General features: G+C 42.8%; 10 protein-coding genes and 4 pseudogenes. All 14 read right to left on the reverse strand.

What is annotated here, in order from left to right; genetic code table 11:
- Positions 1-141, reverse strand: coding sequence for a hypothetical protein (locus DWZ60_RS17570; protein WP_172679303.1), 141 nt, complete (start codon positions 139-141; stop codon positions 1-3).
- Between the two features lie 87 nt (positions 142-228).
- Positions 229-6522: a SpaA isopeptide-forming pilin-related protein gene (locus DWZ60_RS14590; protein WP_119221948.1), complete on the reverse strand. Its 6294-nt coding sequence runs from the start codon at positions 6520-6522 to the stop codon at positions 229-231.
- 68 nt (positions 6523-6590) lie between these two features.
- Positions 6591-8663, reverse strand: a complete 2073-nt coding sequence (locus DWZ60_RS14595; protein ID WP_119221949.1) for a DNA topoisomerase 3 — start codon at positions 8661-8663, stop codon at positions 6591-6593.
- A gap of 6 nt (positions 8664-8669) precedes the next feature.
- Positions 8670-10094: a CD1107 family mobile element protein gene (locus tag DWZ60_RS14600; protein WP_330422360.1), complete on the reverse strand. Its 1425-nt coding sequence runs from the start codon at positions 10092-10094 to the stop codon at positions 8670-8672.
- Positions 10048-10350 (reverse strand): DUF4315 family protein, encoded by a 303-nt coding sequence (locus DWZ60_RS14605; protein WP_119221952.1) that lies wholly within the window; start codon positions 10348-10350, stop codon positions 10048-10050. The genes DWZ60_RS14600 and DWZ60_RS14605 overlap by 47 nt, the downstream gene beginning before the upstream one ends.
- Before the next feature lie 42 nt (positions 10351-10392).
- Positions 10393-12708, reverse strand: a complete 2316-nt coding sequence (locus DWZ60_RS14610) for a CD1108 family mobile element protein (RefSeq protein ID WP_330422361.1) — start codon at positions 12706-12708, stop codon at positions 10393-10395.
- The gene (locus tag DWZ60_RS21320; protein WP_330422362.1) at positions 12705-13208 is read right to left on the reverse strand and encodes a hypothetical protein; all 504 of its coding nucleotides are present in this window, start codon (positions 13206-13208) and stop codon (positions 12705-12707) included. The genes DWZ60_RS14610 and DWZ60_RS21320 overlap by 4 nt, the downstream gene beginning before the upstream one ends.
- A 3-nt stretch (positions 13209-13211) precedes the next feature.
- A complete protein-coding gene (locus DWZ60_RS14615) occupies positions 13212-13322 on the reverse strand; it encodes a hypothetical protein (protein WP_008688066.1) in 111 nt (36 codons plus the stop codon).
- A 16-nt stretch (positions 13323-13338) separates the two neighbouring features.
- Positions 13339-13623 (reverse strand): annotated as a pseudogene (locus DWZ60_RS14620) (VirB4-like conjugal transfer ATPase, CD1110 family); the annotation flags it as partial.
- 338 nt (positions 13624-13961) lie between these two features.
- Positions 13962-16132 (reverse strand): annotated as a pseudogene (locus tag DWZ60_RS14625) (VirB4-like conjugal transfer ATPase, CD1110 family); the annotation flags it as partial.
- 18 nt (positions 16133-16150) lie between these two features.
- Positions 16151-16477 carry a PrgI family protein gene (locus DWZ60_RS14630; protein WP_442857802.1) on the reverse strand — a complete coding sequence of 109 codons (327 nt, stop codon included), beginning with the start codon at positions 16475-16477 and terminating at the stop codon, positions 16151-16153.
- A 23-nt stretch (positions 16478-16500) separates the two neighbouring features.
- A pseudogene (locus DWZ60_RS14635) lies at positions 16501-17368 on the reverse strand (VirB6/TrbL-like conjugal transfer protein, CD1112 family).
- A gap of 12 nt (positions 17369-17380) precedes the next feature.
- On the reverse strand, positions 17381-17596 hold the full coding sequence (locus DWZ60_RS14640; protein WP_017144663.1) for a Maff2 family mobile element protein: 216 nt from the start codon (positions 17594-17596) through the stop codon (positions 17381-17383).
- A gap of 121 nt (positions 17597-17717) precedes the next feature.
- A pseudogene (locus tag DWZ60_RS14645) lies at positions 17718-18748 on the reverse strand (VirD4-like conjugal transfer protein, CD1115 family); the annotation flags it as partial.
- Positions 18749-18858 lie beyond the last annotated feature (110 nt).

An 18858-nucleotide genomic window follows, 5' to 3' on the forward strand; every position in this document is an offset into this window, starting at 1 on the left:
TTACCCCTTTCTGATCATGTGATGGTTCATTCTTTTTCTGCTGACCATCTGCTCAGCTTTCTTCTGATAAGCCATCATTCTCTTTACTGTTTTCTCCTGGTTTTTTCGTGCTTCCTGTCTTTTTTCCATTGTTTTCATCATAGTTTTCTGTTCCTTTCTGTGTTTTTTTGTATGAAAAAGGGAGCCTCACATAGAAGCTCCCAATCATAACCATTAGTTTTAGTTTCCTTATTTGGTTTTCCTTTTTCTACTGATATAAAGTCCTGCCATACCTCCTGTGGAGATCACAAGAAGCAGGATCGGCAGCCAGATATTCGTGCTGTCACCTGTTTTCGGTGCATTTGATACCTTCGTCTCTTCATGGGACTGTGGTGTATCCGGTGTGTTCGGTGTTTCCGGAACTTCCGGTTTCTCATTTGTCAGATTAAAGGTAACTTCTACAACCGGTGTACTGTCATCTGCATAAGCAAATGTCACTTCATGCTTGGTCTGATCCAGCGTGTATCCGTCCAGTGTCTTTGTTTCCACCAGATAATACTTGATAGCGGTATCATATTTGCCGTTCTTAAATGTGGCAATCTCATACAGCTTACTTTCTGCATGACCGGCAGCATCTGTCTTTAAGGTTTCCAGAACCTTTCCTTTGCTGTCACGGAGTTCAAATTCTACCCCTTTCAGCGGTTCTCCTGACGATTTATCTGCCTTATTGAGAATCACTTTTCCCTTGGCAGTATCATCTTTCATAGCTACTTTCTGAATTTCTCCGGTATCCTTCACCTCAAATGTTACATCAGATGTCAGAAGATATCCTTTCGGTGCCTGCTCTTCACGTAAGGTATATTTACCGATTGGAAGTTTTTCGATATAGTGTGCTTCCTCTGTGGAAGTCCAGCTCTCTACTACCTGATCGTCTTTGTCAAGAACCGTCAGTTTTGCACCTGGAATCTCCGTTTCTCCTGTGATATCCGTCTTACTGATCTGCACTTTTGTCACATCATCTTTCATTTCATGCTTCTGAATTTCTGCTGTATTTTCTACTGTAAAGGTAATACTTTCTGCAGTGACATATCCATCTGCCGGTTTTGTCTCTGTCATGGTGTATTCCTTACCAACAACCAGTTCTTTAATCACATGGGATTCTTCCGTAGAAGTCCATTCATCCACTGTATTGCCATCTGAATCCATCACTTTCAGGTGTGCACCTGGAAGTTCTTTGCCTGTTGTCAGGTCTGTTTTGGTCAGCTCCACTGTGGTTGGCTGATTTTCAAAAGTAAAGTCGTAGCTTACTTCTGCCTGGTCTTCTCCGGCATATTCAAAGGTAAATTCCCGTACTTCTTCTGTTGTAACAAATCCGTCCGGCGCAAAGATCTCTTTCACATAGTATTTTCCGTCTACCGGAAGATCTGCCGTAAAAGTAATCTGTCCTTTTTCATCCGTTACCCGCTGCTCGATCAGACTGTCTTTCTCAAGGAGTACCTTGCCCTTTGCATTTTTGATATCTTCACTGGTATAAAGACCGAAGACACCACCTGCAAGGACACGTTCTGTATCTTTTTCTTTCTTCAGAACCGTAACCTTTACTTTCTGACGGGCATTCTGCCATTTCTCATCATAAGTGATAACTGGTGTGTCCTGATCACGGTAGGAAAGATCAACATATCTCGGCTCTCCGTCCAGCACATAACCATGGGCAGTTTTTACTTCCTTCACATAGTACTTGCCAGCCGGTAGATCTCCCATCTGTGCAATACCATTGGAATCTGTGGTAATGGTTCCCACTTTTTCATCTGCTTTGAAATAATCTTCACTGACACCATCTGCCGCTTTGATATCTTCCGCAGCAAATACATCGAACGTCACATCTGAAAGGCTTCCGGTTACATATTCAAAGAGATGCTCCACAGTACCTTTTACCTGATCCAGAAGTGTTACCTTATCCAAAAACTCTCCATTTTTGTTGATGATTAGAAGTCCTGTTGGAACTTCATCTTTCATCTCTACTTTCTGAATCTCGGCAGTATCTTTCAGAGTGAACTTCACATCCGTTGCTTTCAGATATCCATAAGGTGCCATTTCCTCACGAAGAGTGTATTCCTCTCCAACTGTCAGTCGTTTGATCACATGTGGCTGATCTTTTACAGAAGTCCACTGATCCACAACATTTCCTTCTTTATCAAGAACGGTGAGTTTTGCCCCATCCAGTTCCACACCTGTTGTTACATCAGATTTTGTGATTTCAACTGTTGTCGGCTGGTTCTTTTTCACTGTTTTCAGTTTTACTGTCTTCACATCCTGTCCCTGGTAAGAAGCATCCAGATTCAGAACTTCATCAGAGGATACAAATCCCGCTGGTGCTTTTAACTCTTTCACATAATACTGTCCAAGTGGCAGATCCAGCGTACATGTTGCAAGACAATCGTTATCAGAAGTCATTTCCTGTAAGAGTGTATCTGCTTTCACGATCACTTTTCCATCCGCCTTGATATCCGCTTTGTTATAGATACCAAAGACAGCTCCCGCCACGGTTGCACCATTTTCTGCATCCTGTTTTTCTACCTGGATTGCAACTTTCTGTCGGTCATCGCCAACAGTCACTTCCTGTTCAATTACAGGTGTATCCTGATCTGCATAGACAAATGCGACATCCGATCTGTCATGGTTCAGGACAAATCCTTCCGGTGCAGTCTTTTCTACTACATAGTAAGAACCAAGCGGCAGATTATCAGCAACTGCTTTTCCGTCTTCCCCGGTCGTTACCGTTGTTACCAGTGCATCTTTTGCATAGATCAGCTGTCTGTTTCCGTTTTCATCTTTCTGATAATCCGGTGTATAGATATTTTCAGCTGCATAGACATGAAATGATGCACCCTTCAGGTATCTTTCTTCATAAACAAAGTCCTTTTTAAATCCGGTCAGCATCTCACCTTTTTTATAGATCGTCAGCTTTCCTTTTATCGGATGGTTCTCGTAGTCTACCGTAATAATGGCATCTCCGCTCTCAGAATCCATCTGGTATGCTGTATTTGCATCCACCGCAATCTCTACATAGTTCTTATTGATTGTGTACCCTTCCGGTGCGTTGACTTCCTCAATCCGGTAATGTCCGATCTTCAGATTCTTCGGCATAATCAGATATCCCTGGCTGTCCGTAAAATAGGACTTGTGAGTAGTTGTCACTGGGTAAGTTGTTACCTGTTCCACATACTTTTTGTTATCCAGGTCATATACCTTAAATTCTGTTCCGGCAATCAATACGGATTTCTTTGTTTCATCGTCTTTTTTCACGATTTTCAGTTTTGCCTTAAACTCTTCATCCAGAAGCACTCGCCAGATCTGCGGCTCATTTGGATGATGCTCTGTGATATTCACTTCAAAATCATCGACTGGCTTGTAATTATGCGGTGTTGTAGTTTCACGCACAATATAGCTTCCAAATGGTAATGGAATACTGCAGGCATACCCTTTTTCATCTGTGAAAATCTCAGTTGCTCCATTTTCTCCGCTCACTACCGGTTTGGCAGAATCAAAATCATAGCTTCCATCTGCTTTCTTTGTAAGGGAAGATTTCAGATAAACTGTAAATCCAGCTCCGGATAACAGATCTGCATCGGTCTTTCCATTGTTGGCTGCTTTGATGATCTGGAATGGCTGCTTGATGACCTGCTCACTGGAAGTGCACTCTCTTTTTACTTCTGCTGTCATATCTCCTTCATAACTGCACGTAAGATCATGCTCTTCTGTATCTGCCAGGTATCCGGTCGGCGGTGTGATCTCTTTGACATAATATTTACCAAGATATAAGCCATTTACAGAAGCCTGTCCTTTGTCATCGGTTGTAAGAGAAGCTACCTGTTCTCCTGCTTTATAAATAGTTCCAGCTGCTCCATCCGGATGCACGATATCTTCACGGGCATACAGACCATAAACTGCACCTTTCAGTGTGGCATCTCCCTGTGGTACTGCTTTTCCTGTCTCTTTATCAACTTTGAATAAATTGATCTTTGCTGTCACACGGTCATTGCTGAAGGTATGGGCAAATGATACGGTTGCTTCTTTATCATTGGTATAAGAAAACTTAAACGTATACACATCTTCTGTATTTCTTACATAACCTTCCGGCGCCTGATCTTCTTTTACAGAATAGGAATATCCAATCGGAAGATCTGCTGTGAATTTTGCAGTTCCATCTGCTCCAGTAGTTGCTTTCTCAATCAGTGTTCCTTTTTTCACAATAATGGTTCCGTCTGCATTTCTAATATCATCGGATGCATACAGAGCAAAAATACCGCCTTTCAGTGGTTTCTTGGTGTCTTTATCCTGTTTAACTACGGAAACATCTGCTTTTTGTCTCTCGTTGTTAAAAGTCACATCTGCAAATACAACTTCTTTGTTCTGACCAGCATAAGTTAGAGTCACTGACTTTTCTTCGCTGCCGTTATAGAAATTGTCTGGTGCTTTTGTTTCTTTTACCACGTAGGTTCCAAGATGCAGGTTTTTCAATGTGACAGAACCATTCTCTCCTGTAGTCAGATTTTCTTTTACAAGGTCCCCTTTGCTGTACACTTTTGTGCCATAAGCAGTTACGATATCTGCTCCGGCATACACGTTATATACTGCATTTTTCTGTCTGCGGTTTTCATACTGGAATACCGTTCCATTCTCACTGACATCTGCTCCGGTAAGCACCTGTCCTTCTTTGTAAATGGTAAGCTCTGCCAGCTGTTCCTTATTTTCCACGGTTACAGCTGAGGTCTTACTTGCTACCAGTTTTACATTTGTTGCCGTTGCATTTACCACATATCCCTGTGGTGCTGTGATCTCTTTCAGATAAACAGTATCCTGTGTCTTGATGATCGTAACAGAAGATTTTCCATTCTTATCTGTTACCGGCATCTGAGTGATCAGTTTTGTGCAAGACTCATCGCTGTATACACCGAATACTGCACCCGCAAGATTAACATCCGCCGTGTCGTCTTTCTTTACGATTTCAATCGTAGCCTGTTCAATCCAGGACACCTTTAAGCTTACATATTTTTCATCAGCGACACCTTCTCCAAACACAAATGCCAGATCCTGAACACTTGCATTCGTAGTCAGTTTATATGCTGAATAATCTTTTGTAATACTTCCCTTCATTTTTGCAGAAAAAGTAGCACTTACATCTCTTGTCTGTGTCAGAGGAGCTGAAAGATAAAACGTGGTTCCGCCTCCAATTGTTACGCTTGCACTTGCCGCACTTACATTTCCAGTAGATACATTATGGAGCTTCACTCCCTTTGGTAAGTCCATTGTGATTTTCTGCTGGGAAGATGCATTGAACTTAATGTTCTCCGTTCTCTGAACATTTCCATCTACATAAGCTTTTACATTCGGTTTGGAAAATGACATCGCTACATCTGGTATTTCCGGCTTATTTACACAATAATTATAGAGTTCTTTTGCCAAAGCCTCGCCTGTAGCATTTGTTCCATAGAATGCATCACTGCTTCCATTGGCATATGATGCAGCCATGTGAATAATGATGAATCTTTTTCCTTCTGAGAAATCCGTGTGTTTATTCGCAAAAAAGCTTTCGCTCCCTGCGGCATCTGTGCCGTAATAACACACTTTTGCTAACGCCTGATTGTCTCCAATTTTTGTGATTGTATAATTTCCAGATCCTGGTCCTGGTTTTGCCGGCTGTACACAATACGCAGTTGCTCTGACGCTTCCGTAGCTGATATAGTACGGCTCTGTCAGATAGGTTCCAAGATTATAATCTGCATATCTATACAGAGGTCCTTTTTCGATTGTTACCTGCTGTGTACTTCTTGCTGAATAAGCCGAAACTGCTTCAAATGTTGCAATCTCTCCCTCTTCCATAGAATCAAGATCCACACCTTTGTCTCCTGCCTGTTCCAAAACATCGTGAAGCTCTAACCCTGATTCTTCATCATAGGTATCCTGATTCTGTGCCTGCTCTACTAAATCATCAAATTCATCAGCATCAATATCGGTAATTTCCGAGTCTGATTCTGACTCCTCCGCTTCCTCTGTCTGCTGTTCACTGCCAGCTGTTTCGGATTCGGTTACTGCTTCACTCCCTGCAGTTTCTGTCTGCGTTTCTGTTTCTTTCTCACGCACAATCAGTTTTCGGCTGATCTGGTACTTCGGATGCTCCTGATTTACCGGTTCCACATAATAGACCGCTTTGTAAGTGTCCACATGATCTGTCGTAAAATCCTCATTCTTGTCATTCTTTGCTTCCTCAAATGTGACTTTGACCTTGTTATCATCCTTGATTTCCAGTCCCGTGTAATCTGATTTCACATCAAATACACTGCCTGTTTCAATTTCATAATCTTTGGCAGTCACCACCTCATCTTCATCCAGAAGGTCTTTCACTTCCTCATAAAGTGGAGGTTTTTCCTCTGGCTGGATCTCCGCTGCATATGCCGTCATCGGAGACAGCACTGCACTAAGCATTGTCATGCCTGCCAGCAAGCCAGATACTACTTTTCTAAAATTACCTTTTTTCTTCATGCTAAGTTCCTCTCTTTCATATATTTGTATTAAAACAGACAGTCCTTAGACTGCCTGCAATACACTACTTATCGTTGTGGAAAAATAAGATTGAACTGTACATTTCCCTCTCCGGGATCGACCATCTCCACAGTTGCTTCATACTGTCTCCCTGTTTTTCTTGATACCAGATCCTTATAATGGATTTTTCCTTTAGACAGAAATTTTTTTGCTGTCGTCTTATCCATCTTTTTCCCTTGGCTTGCAAGGAATTTATCATTCTTCCATAAGGTAAAAGCACAGTTCCGGTCAGAACAGTAAAAGTTTACTTTCCCCTCCCTGACATCTGCTCCACAGCGGGGACATTTGCCAATGACTTCTCCTTTTGTTTTTCCCTGAAACTGGTCTTTCTTTTCTTCTGAAATACCCTGATATCTGGCAACCAGTTCCTGCATCAGCTCTGTAATCCCATTTAGAAATTCATCTGCTGTCTCTGTATTCTGGGCAATATGATTCAATGCCATTTCCCACTCTGCGGTCATCTTCGGAGATTTAATCTCATCCGGTAGAACCGTAATCAGCACATTTCCATCATCTGTCGGCACCAGATTTTTCTTTTCCCTTTTCACAAAGCCAGACTGAATCAGTTTTTCAATAATTGCTGCCCTTGTTGCCGGTGTGCCAAGTCCTTTCTTTTCCGTATCTTCGGTCAGTTCTTCATTTCCTGCACGTTCCATTGCAGAAAGCAGGGTATCTTCTGTGTACTGTTTCGGTGGCTGTGTAAAATGCTCCGATACAAAAGAATCACAGGGACCATAATGCTTGCCTGCCCAGATATCCAACTCCGGCTCTTCTTTTTCTGCAATGATTCCAAAGAACTGTTTCAGTTTTTTCTCAATTGTCTTGAACCCTTCCTGTTTTGTTTTCTTTGCATTGAGATAAAACGTATGATAATTGCAGGTAATCTGACATTTATGACTCTCATAAATATAAGGATCTGCAGTTGCTGTCAGAACTCTGGCACTGATCAGATACAAAATCTTGCGGTTTCGTTCTTTCAGTTCACCAATATCCGCTTTGGCTACTTCCATGGTTGGGATAATCGCATGGTGATCGGATACTTTCTTTGAATTTAATACCTTACTCACGTTCGGTTGATATTCCAGACCTTCAGCATAAGGCATTTTCCCAAATAACATCTGAATCAGAGTTTCTGTGCTTTCTCCCATCTCATCTGTCAGATACTGGCTGTCTGTTCTCGGATAAGTAACAAGTTTCTGCTCATACATCTCCTGCACGGCATCCAGTGTCTGTTGAGCGGTATAGCCAAACATTCTGTTTGCTTCCCTCTGCAGAGTGGTCAAATCATAAAGCTTCGGAGGACGGACCGTTTTCTCTTTCACATCATCCTTCTCCACTTCGCACATACGCTCCATACAGTCCGCAGCCACTCTATCTGCATCTTCTTTTTTCTGAAAATGCTCTGTGACCGCATCCATATCGTCAAACTTGATATGAGCCATATAATATTTTTCTTTGGTAAATTCCTTGATCTTCTGATTTCGATCCACAATCATGGCAAGTGTTGGTGTCTGTACTCTTCCAACTTTCAGATTCTGGTTATACAGAACGGAAAAAAGACGGCTCGCATTGATTCCCACCAACCAGTCTGCCTTTGCCCTGCAAAGTGCTGACTGATAGAGACTGTCATAACACGAACCGTCTTTTAATGACGAAAATCCATCTTTAATTGCCTGTTCTTCCATAGAAGAGATCCAGAGCCGCTTCATCGGCTTTCTGCATCCTGCCTGCTCATACACCAAACGAAAGATTAACTCTCCTTCACGTCCTGCATCAGTAGCACAGATCACCTCATCTACTTTGGAATCTCTCATCAGTTTCTTTAAGATTCCGAACTGCTTCTTTGTGCCCTCCAAAATCTTGTGTTTCCAACATTCCGGCACAATCGGCAGATCCTCATATCTCCATTTTTTATATTTTTCATCGTATTCCGATGCATCGCATAATCCCACCAGATGTCCTACGCACCAGGAAACGATATAACCGTTTCCCTCCACGTAGCCATCTTTTCTTGTTCTGGCTCCAAGCACGGAAGCCAGTGCCATCGCAACCGATGGCTTTTCTGCAATCACTAATTTCATTTACTCCTACTCCTCTTCTTCATCTTCCAGCACATTATCGTCAAAATCTTCATCTCTCAGGATTTCCGGTTCTGTACTTTCTTCCTGCTCATCTGCATCATCTACTTCCCGTTTTTCTGACTCTGAATCTTCGGATTCATCTTCATCCTCTTCCATCTCATCCTCGTCATCATATTCATGCTTTGGTTTATAGACTTTGAAATAATATCCTCCTGCCGCAGCTCCGACTGCAACCAGTGCAATCAAAAGATACGTTCCGAATGGACTTTTATCTTCTGGCATCTGGATTTCATCCTCTACCTTATCTTTCTCGGCTGACTCTGTCGTTTCCGGTTTTTCTTCCTCTGCTTTTTTCTCTGGTTCTGCATAAACCGTATCTACTTCCGGAAGTGTCACTGAATCAGAAAGTGTGAAGTTCATCAGATCTTTCTCACTGACTTCGGTAAGGAAATACACATTATCCTGAGATTTTGAATTGTCAATAATCAAATAGAAAATCTTACCACTCTTCGTTGAAATGGTATAAAACTCTTTTGTGCCTTCCGTAGCTGTTTTGGTAACGGCTTCTGCCGTCTCGCCTTCTTTATTAAGCTGTTCCTCAATACCTGTTACTGTCCGATCATCCACGGTTCCTTTTGCATCTGTCGGCTCAGAAGCCTGTGCATCCTGCGGAAGTGGTGAAGTCGTTGTTTTCTCAGTCCCCGTTGCATCTGCACTGGTCGTAGTTGCCATTGCACCATTGCTGTCACTGGATGATTTCTGTTTTTCTGCCTGCTTCTTTGCCCATTCATAATAAGGATTCTGCAGTACATACTTCTCAGAAGTATTTCCGGCACCATCTGTTACCGTGATTTCAATCTGTTTTGTTGTAAAATCTTTCTGTGTCAATTGCACTCTCAGCATTCCATCCTTCAAGTCTGTATAAGTGGTGCCATTGACTGTTACTGCAGTAATCCCTGATACTGTATCATTCCCCTGAATCGTCAGCACACCATCTGTCAGGGAAGCAGAGAGTGTAGGCTTTTCTGTGTCATAACACTTAATAGAGCGATTCTGCTCATAGACCTTCCCCTCACCATCTGTAACACGCACATACACTGTCTGATTTCCAGTGATCGTGATACTTCCACTTCCGGTTACATCCTGCCAGCTTCCATCTTTTCCTGCTTTTGCTTCAATCTTTGCTATTGAGAAACCTTCCGGCATATGACTGGCATCTACCGTAACAGCAATGGTTGTTTCTCCCTGTTTCCAGCCATCCGGTTTCTCAATCGTGATTGCAGGCGTGGTATTCTCAGCTGCATAAGCAGTCTGTGTCTGGAGCAAAGGTGTTGTCAGGCAAAGAAATGTCGTTGCTGCAAGCAAGCTCTTTTTTACCCTGCTTTTAGTAATTGTTCTCTTCATCTGTTTCATTTTTTCCAGATTCATCATCGGCTTTTGTTTCCTCCTTCTGTATTTCTACCCTGCCGGGCAGTTCATTTTTCATTCTCTTTTTGAAAGCTTCCAATTCCGGAATACTCATATCCATTGCACGGATAATTCTTACAATTTCCAGATTTTCCGCTTCTGTTTTTGCAATCTCCGCAGCCTTGAACCGCTTTAAATCTGCTTCATATCTGGCTTTGGATGCTTCCATTTTCTCTTTGGCTTTCTCATAATCTGCCGTTGCTTTTTCAAGACTTTTCATCGGTTCTCCTTTCCGGACGGCTGATGCAGCCGCCCTTTTTTCTTACCATCGTCCAAATCCATAGAAATGGCTCTGCCAGTATGGGGAATTGATGGACGTATACTGCACCGGATGTCCACAATGGATCATCTGACCATTGCCTACATAGATTCCGATATGCGTTACCGGCTCCCCGGCGTCATAGGTTCCAGTAAAGAAAATCAAATCTCCCGGCTGTGCCTCCGACTGGGATACTGGTGTACAAATGTTGTACAGTCCCTGTGCTGTCAGCCTTCCAGTATTTCTTACCCCGGAATGAACCAGACAGTAACTGACAAATCCGGAACAATCGAATCCACTTGTGGAATATCCACCCCACACATACGGTGTTCCCAGATATCTCGCTGCTTCGTTCAACAAACGCTGTGCTGCTTCACTGGTGTATTCATTGCCACCAAAAATGGAACCTTCTCCAGTTTCCAGATAAAAGATCGGGTTTAACCGCTCTCCATTTTTCAGAAGTTCAATATGAAGATGGCTTCCTGTGGAATTACCAGTATTTCCTACAAGACCTATCTCATCACCTTTCGTGACGGATGCTCCTGCAGATACACTCCGGCTGCTTAAATGTGCATACCGCAGTTCATAGCCTTTACTGTCCTTGATCACAACATAATTGCCATAGCTGTCGTTATAAGCAGAAGTTGTAACTGTTCCGGTCAGCCCTGCCATTACTTTTGTCCCTTCCGGTGCTCCGATATCCATACCATTATGAAGCTGATTTGCTCCTGATATTGGATGAATCCTGTATCCATAATAGCTGGTCACACTGGAATACCAGTTAAAATCAACCGGTGTTGCAAACATCTGCAAGTTGCCTTTTGTATCGTTGTAGGCACTGAACAGTTCTTTCTGGAAAAATCCCAGCCTGTCCTGACAGATTGACATCAGGTTTCCACTATTTAAGGTGACATTCAGCACATCTACATCTCTTGTCCTGGTCACTTCCACTTCATTGCTTCCATTATTATCTGCCAGATAACATTCCCATGTTTGATGTCCATGTGCAGATGCTGCCGCATGACTGTCATAATAGACATCAAACTGTACACCGTATCTTGCGAAAGCTCCGGTATCTTCTACAGTATATTCGACACCATTCATAACTACCTTTGTTCCCATTGGTACAAACGGATTGGAAGCATCTACCGCTAAGGTATGATTGGCAGTTGGATATGCTCCACTGGCAGTCGGTCCTCCGCTCCAAATACCACAACAAATTGGGCAGTTACAATACCCACTGGTCACAACCTGTCCCAAAGATTCTCCAACTCTTACAGTTGCTGTCTCTGTCACAGTCTCATTGACTGCTTCTGTTTCTAACCGATACTGCAAAGCAAAAAGAGCATCCAGTTCTGGCTTTACCTGTTCAAAGGTAAATTCTTCATACTTTGCTGACAGATAACTGATCAGGATAAACGGATCATGCTCAATAGGTCCGATGTTATATCGGTATTCCTCATGTCCCGGTTCTTCAGATTCCATGTTGTTGATCCGCTCCTGCAGATTAGCTTCCAGCTGTGTGTAATACAGTTCCGCTTCCCGGATTGCCTGATCCGATGACAGATAACTGGTTCCGGTATAAGTGATCACATTTTGTAAAAACACCGCAGAGCATGACGTGACATTCGTTATGATCAGAAACATCAATCCAATCAGAACTGCTACACTGATATACACCTTCCGGTTTTCTTTAAAGAAGTTAGTGACTTTGCCGCCAATCTTCTTGATATAATCAATCGTACCTTTTGCAGCTGTTCCTACTGTCTGTTCACTTCGCTTCGCTTTGGCATAATCCCGTTTGATCTGTTGCTTCTGAATCTGTTTTTTCAGCTTCTTCTGCTCCTGATGGGCTGCCGCCTGTGTCTGTTTCTCTGCCTGTCTTTCAAGTCTGTTTCTCTTTCTGGACGCTCTCTGTTTCCTTCGTCTGGCACTTCTTTGTTCCAGCCGGTAAATACCTTCGCCGCCTTCTTCCAACCTATGGGCACCTTCTACTGCCGCATTATCGTCTTCATTTTTGCTGATCTCACGATGCAATGCTGCGGAAGTCGCACTTCCTGCTTTCTTAACAACAGAAGTTTTTTCTGTTTTCACAGATTCCCCTTCGCCAAACTTCAAGCGGGATTTCTTCTTTCCAGGAGCTTCTCCATCATTTACCTGGTAGACCTGTGCCTTCTTGGAATGCTGCTTTGCTTCCTTCTTCTTTTTGGCTTCCTCATAAGAAAACTTTTTGGCTTTTTCCTTTTGTTTCTGATGTCGAAAATTGACTCCATCCGCATCCATCTGGTTCAATTTCTCCATATCTTTATCATTTTTCACAGAAGCACCAGTTTCCTCATAAGCAACTTCAAACGCTGTTTTTGTTTTGGCTTTTTGCTGCCACCGGTCTGATTTTTCCGGCTGTCTCCTCTGTTTTCTGATAGATCAGCACGTTTTTCTTTCAGTCTCCCTGACTGTCCGGCTTCGGATTTTTCTGCAAGTCTGGATTCTTTTCCGACTTCAGCACGGATTCTTTTTCTATTTTGCTGTTTACTACTCTGTCCAAAATCCTCACTTTGCTTCTCTGTCCGTATCAGTTCCGGTGCATCTCTGGATTTTTGCACAGAGGGACGAATATTTTTCCCACTCCGTTCAGACTGGCGTGGAGACTTATCCACAAGGTTTTCTTCTTTTTCCCCCTGTTTTCTTCCCATCTGTACGTCACCGACACGGTTACTAACACGAACAGAAGATTTATCTGTCAGGTTTTCTTCCACCAGACCATCCTTGGTCATCTTCTGGATTTTCTTGTCCCTGACTTTCATTCTCTGTTCTGCCACTACTTACTCCTCCTTCTTCGGATACCCTTTCCCTGCCTGTAATAAACAGAGAAAAGCGATGCCAAAAACAGCACCGCCACTAAAAGTTAATACATATGAAATTGCTCGTAACATTGTTTTCTCCTTTGTTTTAACCTGCTTCAGAAGTCTCCTCCAAGCGGGTTGTCATGATTTTATAGAGGGCATTCTTCGGGAATCTGTCTACAAATGGGATAATGACATTTCCATAAAACAGAAGTCCTTCACCCTCATTACTGTTGGTTACATAGGACAGCTGGGTTGGTGAGATATTCAGCTGTTTTGCCAGAATCTGCCTGTCTCCGGAAGCCTGGTTGAGCATATAAATGAAATCAGAGTTTTCAAAAATATTCTCGATTTCCCTGGAAGCCAATAAATCTTTGATATTCTGTGTTATCTGATTGTTATTATCAGGCGGCTTTTTATCCACCTCTCTGGGGCTTTCGCCCATTTTCATCAGCGTGTCATTTCACGCTCAGCATAGCATATCTTTTTACCACGATTCTATCGTACCGGCTGGCAATGCGGCCTCTTGGAGCTGTTATATTCTGCTTATGCAGGTTCAAGCTCTATGCGTTGCGTGTGGCTATTCTATTATGAATAGCCTTCCACTCGGATTAGGTCGCTACCCCTTTCCCGTTTTTTTCCGCATTGATACTTCTGACTTACTTGCCGGTTTCAGTCAGAACGGCGATAGTTTGCACTTTAAGCGACTAACAAGTAACAAACCAGTTCACCAGTTGGAATACCTCCCCATTTACGGAACCTCTTCCAAATTTCCACACTGTAAGCTGCTGTCTGCTCTTCTTTTAATAGAAGATGGAATTCATCCACATAGTAACGGGTAGATTTATGAGCGGAACGATTGATAGTCACTCGGTTCCATACCTGGTCCTGCACAATCAACATCCCGATCTTTTTCAGCTGTTTTCCAAGCTCTTTGATATCAAACAAACGATACGATTGTTGATATCTACATTTGTGCGATGATTAAATACATTCAGGGAGCCTGTAACATAAATCTCCAATGAAGTTGCAAGACGCTGTGCTTCCGGCTCTTCCTGTTTCCGCAACAGATTATATAAATCCTCCAGGATTGGCATCTTCTCCGGTACGGGATCGGCAAGATATTCCTGATAAACCAACCGCACACAACGGTCAATGATAGTTTTTTCTACCGGCTCCAGTCCATTCTTTCCTCCAACAATCAGCTCACACAACGACAGAATAAAATCCGCTTTCAGTGACAGTGGATTGTCTTCCTCGGAATAATTCAGGTTCAGATCCATTGGATTGATATACTGGTCAGATACCGGAGAAACCCGTACCACCTGCCCGTGCAGTGCCTGCACAAGTGCCGAATATTCGGCTTCTGGATCGCAGACGATGATATCATCTTCTGTGATCAGGAAGCAGTTTGTAATTTCTCTCTTTGCTGAGAAGGACTTACCGGAACCTGGTGTACCAAGAATCAGTCCATTCGGGTTCTTCAAACGTTTCCGATCAACCATAATCATGTTGTTGGATAATGCATTCAGTCCATAATAAAGAGCCTCCCCTTCCTGAAACAGTTCCTGTGTCGTAAATGGCACGAAGATTGCTGTTGACGAGGTGGTAAGTCCTCTCTGAATTTCAATCCGATTGACTCCCAGTGGAATACAGGACATCAGTGCTGCTTCCTGCTGATAATCCAGCTGTTTTAAGGAACAGTTATATTTCTGTGCAATTCCCTGCACCTGGAAAATATTGTTATCCAGTTTCTGACGCTTCTTTGCGGTATTCATCACCAGAACCGTTACAAGAAACATTCGTTCATTTCTGGACTGCAGATCTTCCAACAGGTTCTTCGCCTCTTCTCCATAAGTCACAAGGTCCGATGGAAGCACGTCCATATCATAACCGGAACGTACTGCCCGCTTCTGCTCTTCAATCTTCATCTTATCCAGATCTGAAATCTTACTCTTGATCATCTTGATCGCAGAACTCTGGTCAATGGACTGGATATGAATGTTGACATTGATGCTGTCATCCACATCCAGGAAATCTGCAAGCATCCGGTCTGTAAGCTCCGGTGCAAGAATCTGCAGGTAACTCACACTTCCCATCGTTCTTCCCATCAAAAATGTCTGATTCTTGGAAAAGTTAAAGGAAGTCGGTGCAATAAAATCTTTGGTCTTTAATCCTGTTTCCGGCAGCATCTTATACTGGAACTTAAACGGTTCAATCCGATCCTGGTTGAACACATGATACATAATTTCCAGCCTTTCCAGACCATTCAAGGAATGCGCTTGTGCTCCCAAAACCTTAAAGTTATTTAAGATATCTGTTTCGATTCTTTCAAGCCTTGGTCTTGCCACCTTCAGGCTTTCTGCTTCGATTCCAAAGGTGATATACTTTGTCTTTACCAGACCATTATTTCCTTTGGAAAGCTGATTTTTCAGCATAGTACGGTACTCTTCACGAATGGCATTGAAGTCATCGTTCTGATCTGGAATATCAATGCTTTTCTCAAATTCTGCCACATCCACCTGCTGATTGATAAAGGACAGCTGCACACTGATGGAAGAATCAAAGTAATTTAAGAAATCACAGTAATTTTCAAATATCGTGGTTTTATCCTCATTTAAAGCAAGCTGATAGTTGATGTCATAAAACTGAATCGTCTTAGAGAAAAAGGTCTTTGTCACCTGGCAGATACCATCCTGCAGCATCCGAATATACGGAATACTCTGCTGTGCAGTTGTAGGAATGTTTTTCTGTTTCCTGCGGTCCCGTTCCTGCTTCTTCCTACGCTTTTCCTGTTCTCTTTCTTTTCTGCTTTTTTTGTTTCTTCTTTCCTGACGGTTTCTTTTTTCCGCTAGGGACAGACGCTCCTGCTGAGCCTCCTGCTTTGTCTTTTTTGCCATCCGGCACACCCTCCTTTTTTACAAGGGTGGAAATCTCCTGATAAAAATTTTCTGTCTTATATGTCTTACCGCCGGACAGATAAACTTCTGTCGAATGATATTTGCCACCACTTTTTCAAATGGAAGCCCGTCTTTTTCATACATTGCCATGAAGAAAAACGGAAGCATGATCGTTACCATCAGGATGGCTGCGATACTGGAACCGATTGGTTTTCTCATGAACAGATAAAACGGAATTCCCACAACTGCGGCAAGTGAAAAGAAAATCAACTGCCGTTTTGTCAGATTTAACGCTACTTTTGTTTTGACCTTGGTAAGGTCTTTTGGTACTGGTACATACGCCATGGTATGCGCTCCTTTCCTGCCCGTTAGTGGGCATTGAATATCGATTTGCTAAGGCTTCCTGTCTTGAATAATGAAAATGCAAGAATCACGGTATAAGCCGCTACTGAAAACATTGCTGCATGAAGGTCACTTGATATGGTCATTGCATTTACTAAAACTGCATAAATCCCCACGCAGACCATCATGAAGAATCCCTGAAATGCCAGTGCGAACAAGCCTTTTAAATAGTTGTTTCCGATATTGCCCCATTCCTTATTGGTCATGGTGGCAAATGGAATTGGTGCTATGGAAGTATAAAGGTAAATCTCAATCATCCTGCCATACAAAATCACCGTAATGATAATTGACAGAATGTGCATGGTAACACTGATCAACATCGTTTCCATGGATAGCAGGAACAAATCCCCTAACTCCATATCCTCCAGGGCATCCACAATCCGTGAAATTGCTTCTGTTGCATCCACCGCAGTGTTTCCTGATATCACCCCGCGGCATTGTTGACCACATGCTGGCCAACATCAAAGACCGCCATCGTGATATTGAACGTATTTGTCACCAGATAAATGGCTACATACGCTTTGAAGATCCAGAGGAAAATGTTATAAGTCTCAAATTCATGGAAATTGTTTTTTTGTGTTACCATCGTGATCAATTCATAGCACAGGACAAAGGTGATGATCAGTCCCGCAATGGGGACAATCACTGTTTGGGATATATTCTGAATCAGATTAAAATCCCTGCATTCCATCCCTGCGGTGTCTGTCCCACCTGCCCGGCTATGGTTCCCACCTGCTCATTGACAGACGTGAACATGTTATCCAAACTTGACTTAATAAGCCCGATCAGGATATCCTTTATCGCTTCCGTAATTCTCTCAATGATGGTGTTCATCTACCACTCCCCTTAAGAGAACAATGTTGCCAGCTGTGGAATCAGGGTAGTTCCCAGCAGCATGATTCCGGCACCAGCCATCAGCTGTTTGATGCCCTGGCTCTTAGCACCGGGATTGTCATTTCCATATCCTTCCAGAAGGTTTACGACACCCCACACGCCAAGACCTGCGCCGATTGCGACTACAAGAGTTTTTAAAGTTGTAATTGCACTGCTAAAAAATGCCATATACATTCACCAAAACTGACTTCTTTCAGGTGTTTACGGGAATGAAAAAACACCGACTAAAAAGCCGGCGCACCTAATGTCAGTTATTCCTTTCCTCATTATTTTTCGTTCATTCCCATGGTTATTCCGACAGCTCCACCTGAATTACCTCCACTTCTTCTTCGGGTTTCGGTGTGTACTGCGGATTTAACTCTTTTTCTACTTTGTATCGGTTTTTCTCATTTTCATCTGCAAGAAAACGATAATTTTTGTGTTTCGTGATATCATATTTGTCTGAGAAAAATGGTCTGGCACCACGAATCTGAAGGATACATTTTCCTCCATCCATGACTGCAATCTCATCTTCTGTCATCAGCTGTTTGCCTGTTTTCTGGTAATTCAATCCAAAGGACTTCTGATTACTCCTCGTTTCCGAAGTGTTATACAGATCAATGGTTTCCTTACCCAGAAGCTCACTCATTTCCTTTAAGGTAGTTTTCTCTTTTCCTCCAAGAAATAGTGTCGTATCACAGTTACCCAGAATGGTATCTGCACTATCCTTATACATTGCCTTTAGCTGACTCTGTGACTGTAAAATAATAGAAGCAGAGATTTCCCTGCTTCGGATGGTTGCGATCAGCTTGTCAAACTGTGGAATCTGCCGATGTTGGCAAACTCATCAGCGATGACACGCACATGAACTGGCAGTCTTCCACCATATTCATCATCTGCCTTATCGCAAAGCAGATTGAAAAGCTGTGACTGTAACATGGCAATCACAAAGTTAAAGGTTGTATCTGTGTCGGACATAATCAAGAACAAGGCTGTTTTCCTGTCTCCGATCTTATCCAGTTCCATTTCATCGTAAGACATGATCTCACGAAGTTCTGCGATATCAAATGGGGCAAGTCTCGCACCACAGGAAATCAAAATCGACTTCGCCGTTTTGCCAGCCGCCATTTTATATTTTTTATACTGTCTGACCGCAAAGTGCTGCGGATCTCTTTCTTCCAGTTCCTGGAACATCATATCCACAGGATTCTGGTAAGTTTCATCCTCTTCACGGGTTTCGCTTTCATTCAAAAGATCCAGAAGGGTATTCAGATTCTTTTCCTCTTCATCCCCTTCATACCAGATAAAAGCAATCAGTGCTGTATACAGCAATTTCTCTGCTTATAGTGATAGGTAAGGTTTTGATATTATCTCCACCTTTTCCCCCACTTCACACCGGACATGCGACTTTCACCGCATCCGGCGCTCCATCGATTGTCTTCACAAGACAT

Source organism: Blautia sp. AF34-10, assembly GCF_003477865.1.
GTDB classification, from domain to species: domain Bacteria; phylum Bacillota; class Clostridia; order Lachnospirales; family Lachnospiraceae; genus Fusicatenibacter; species Fusicatenibacter saccharivorans.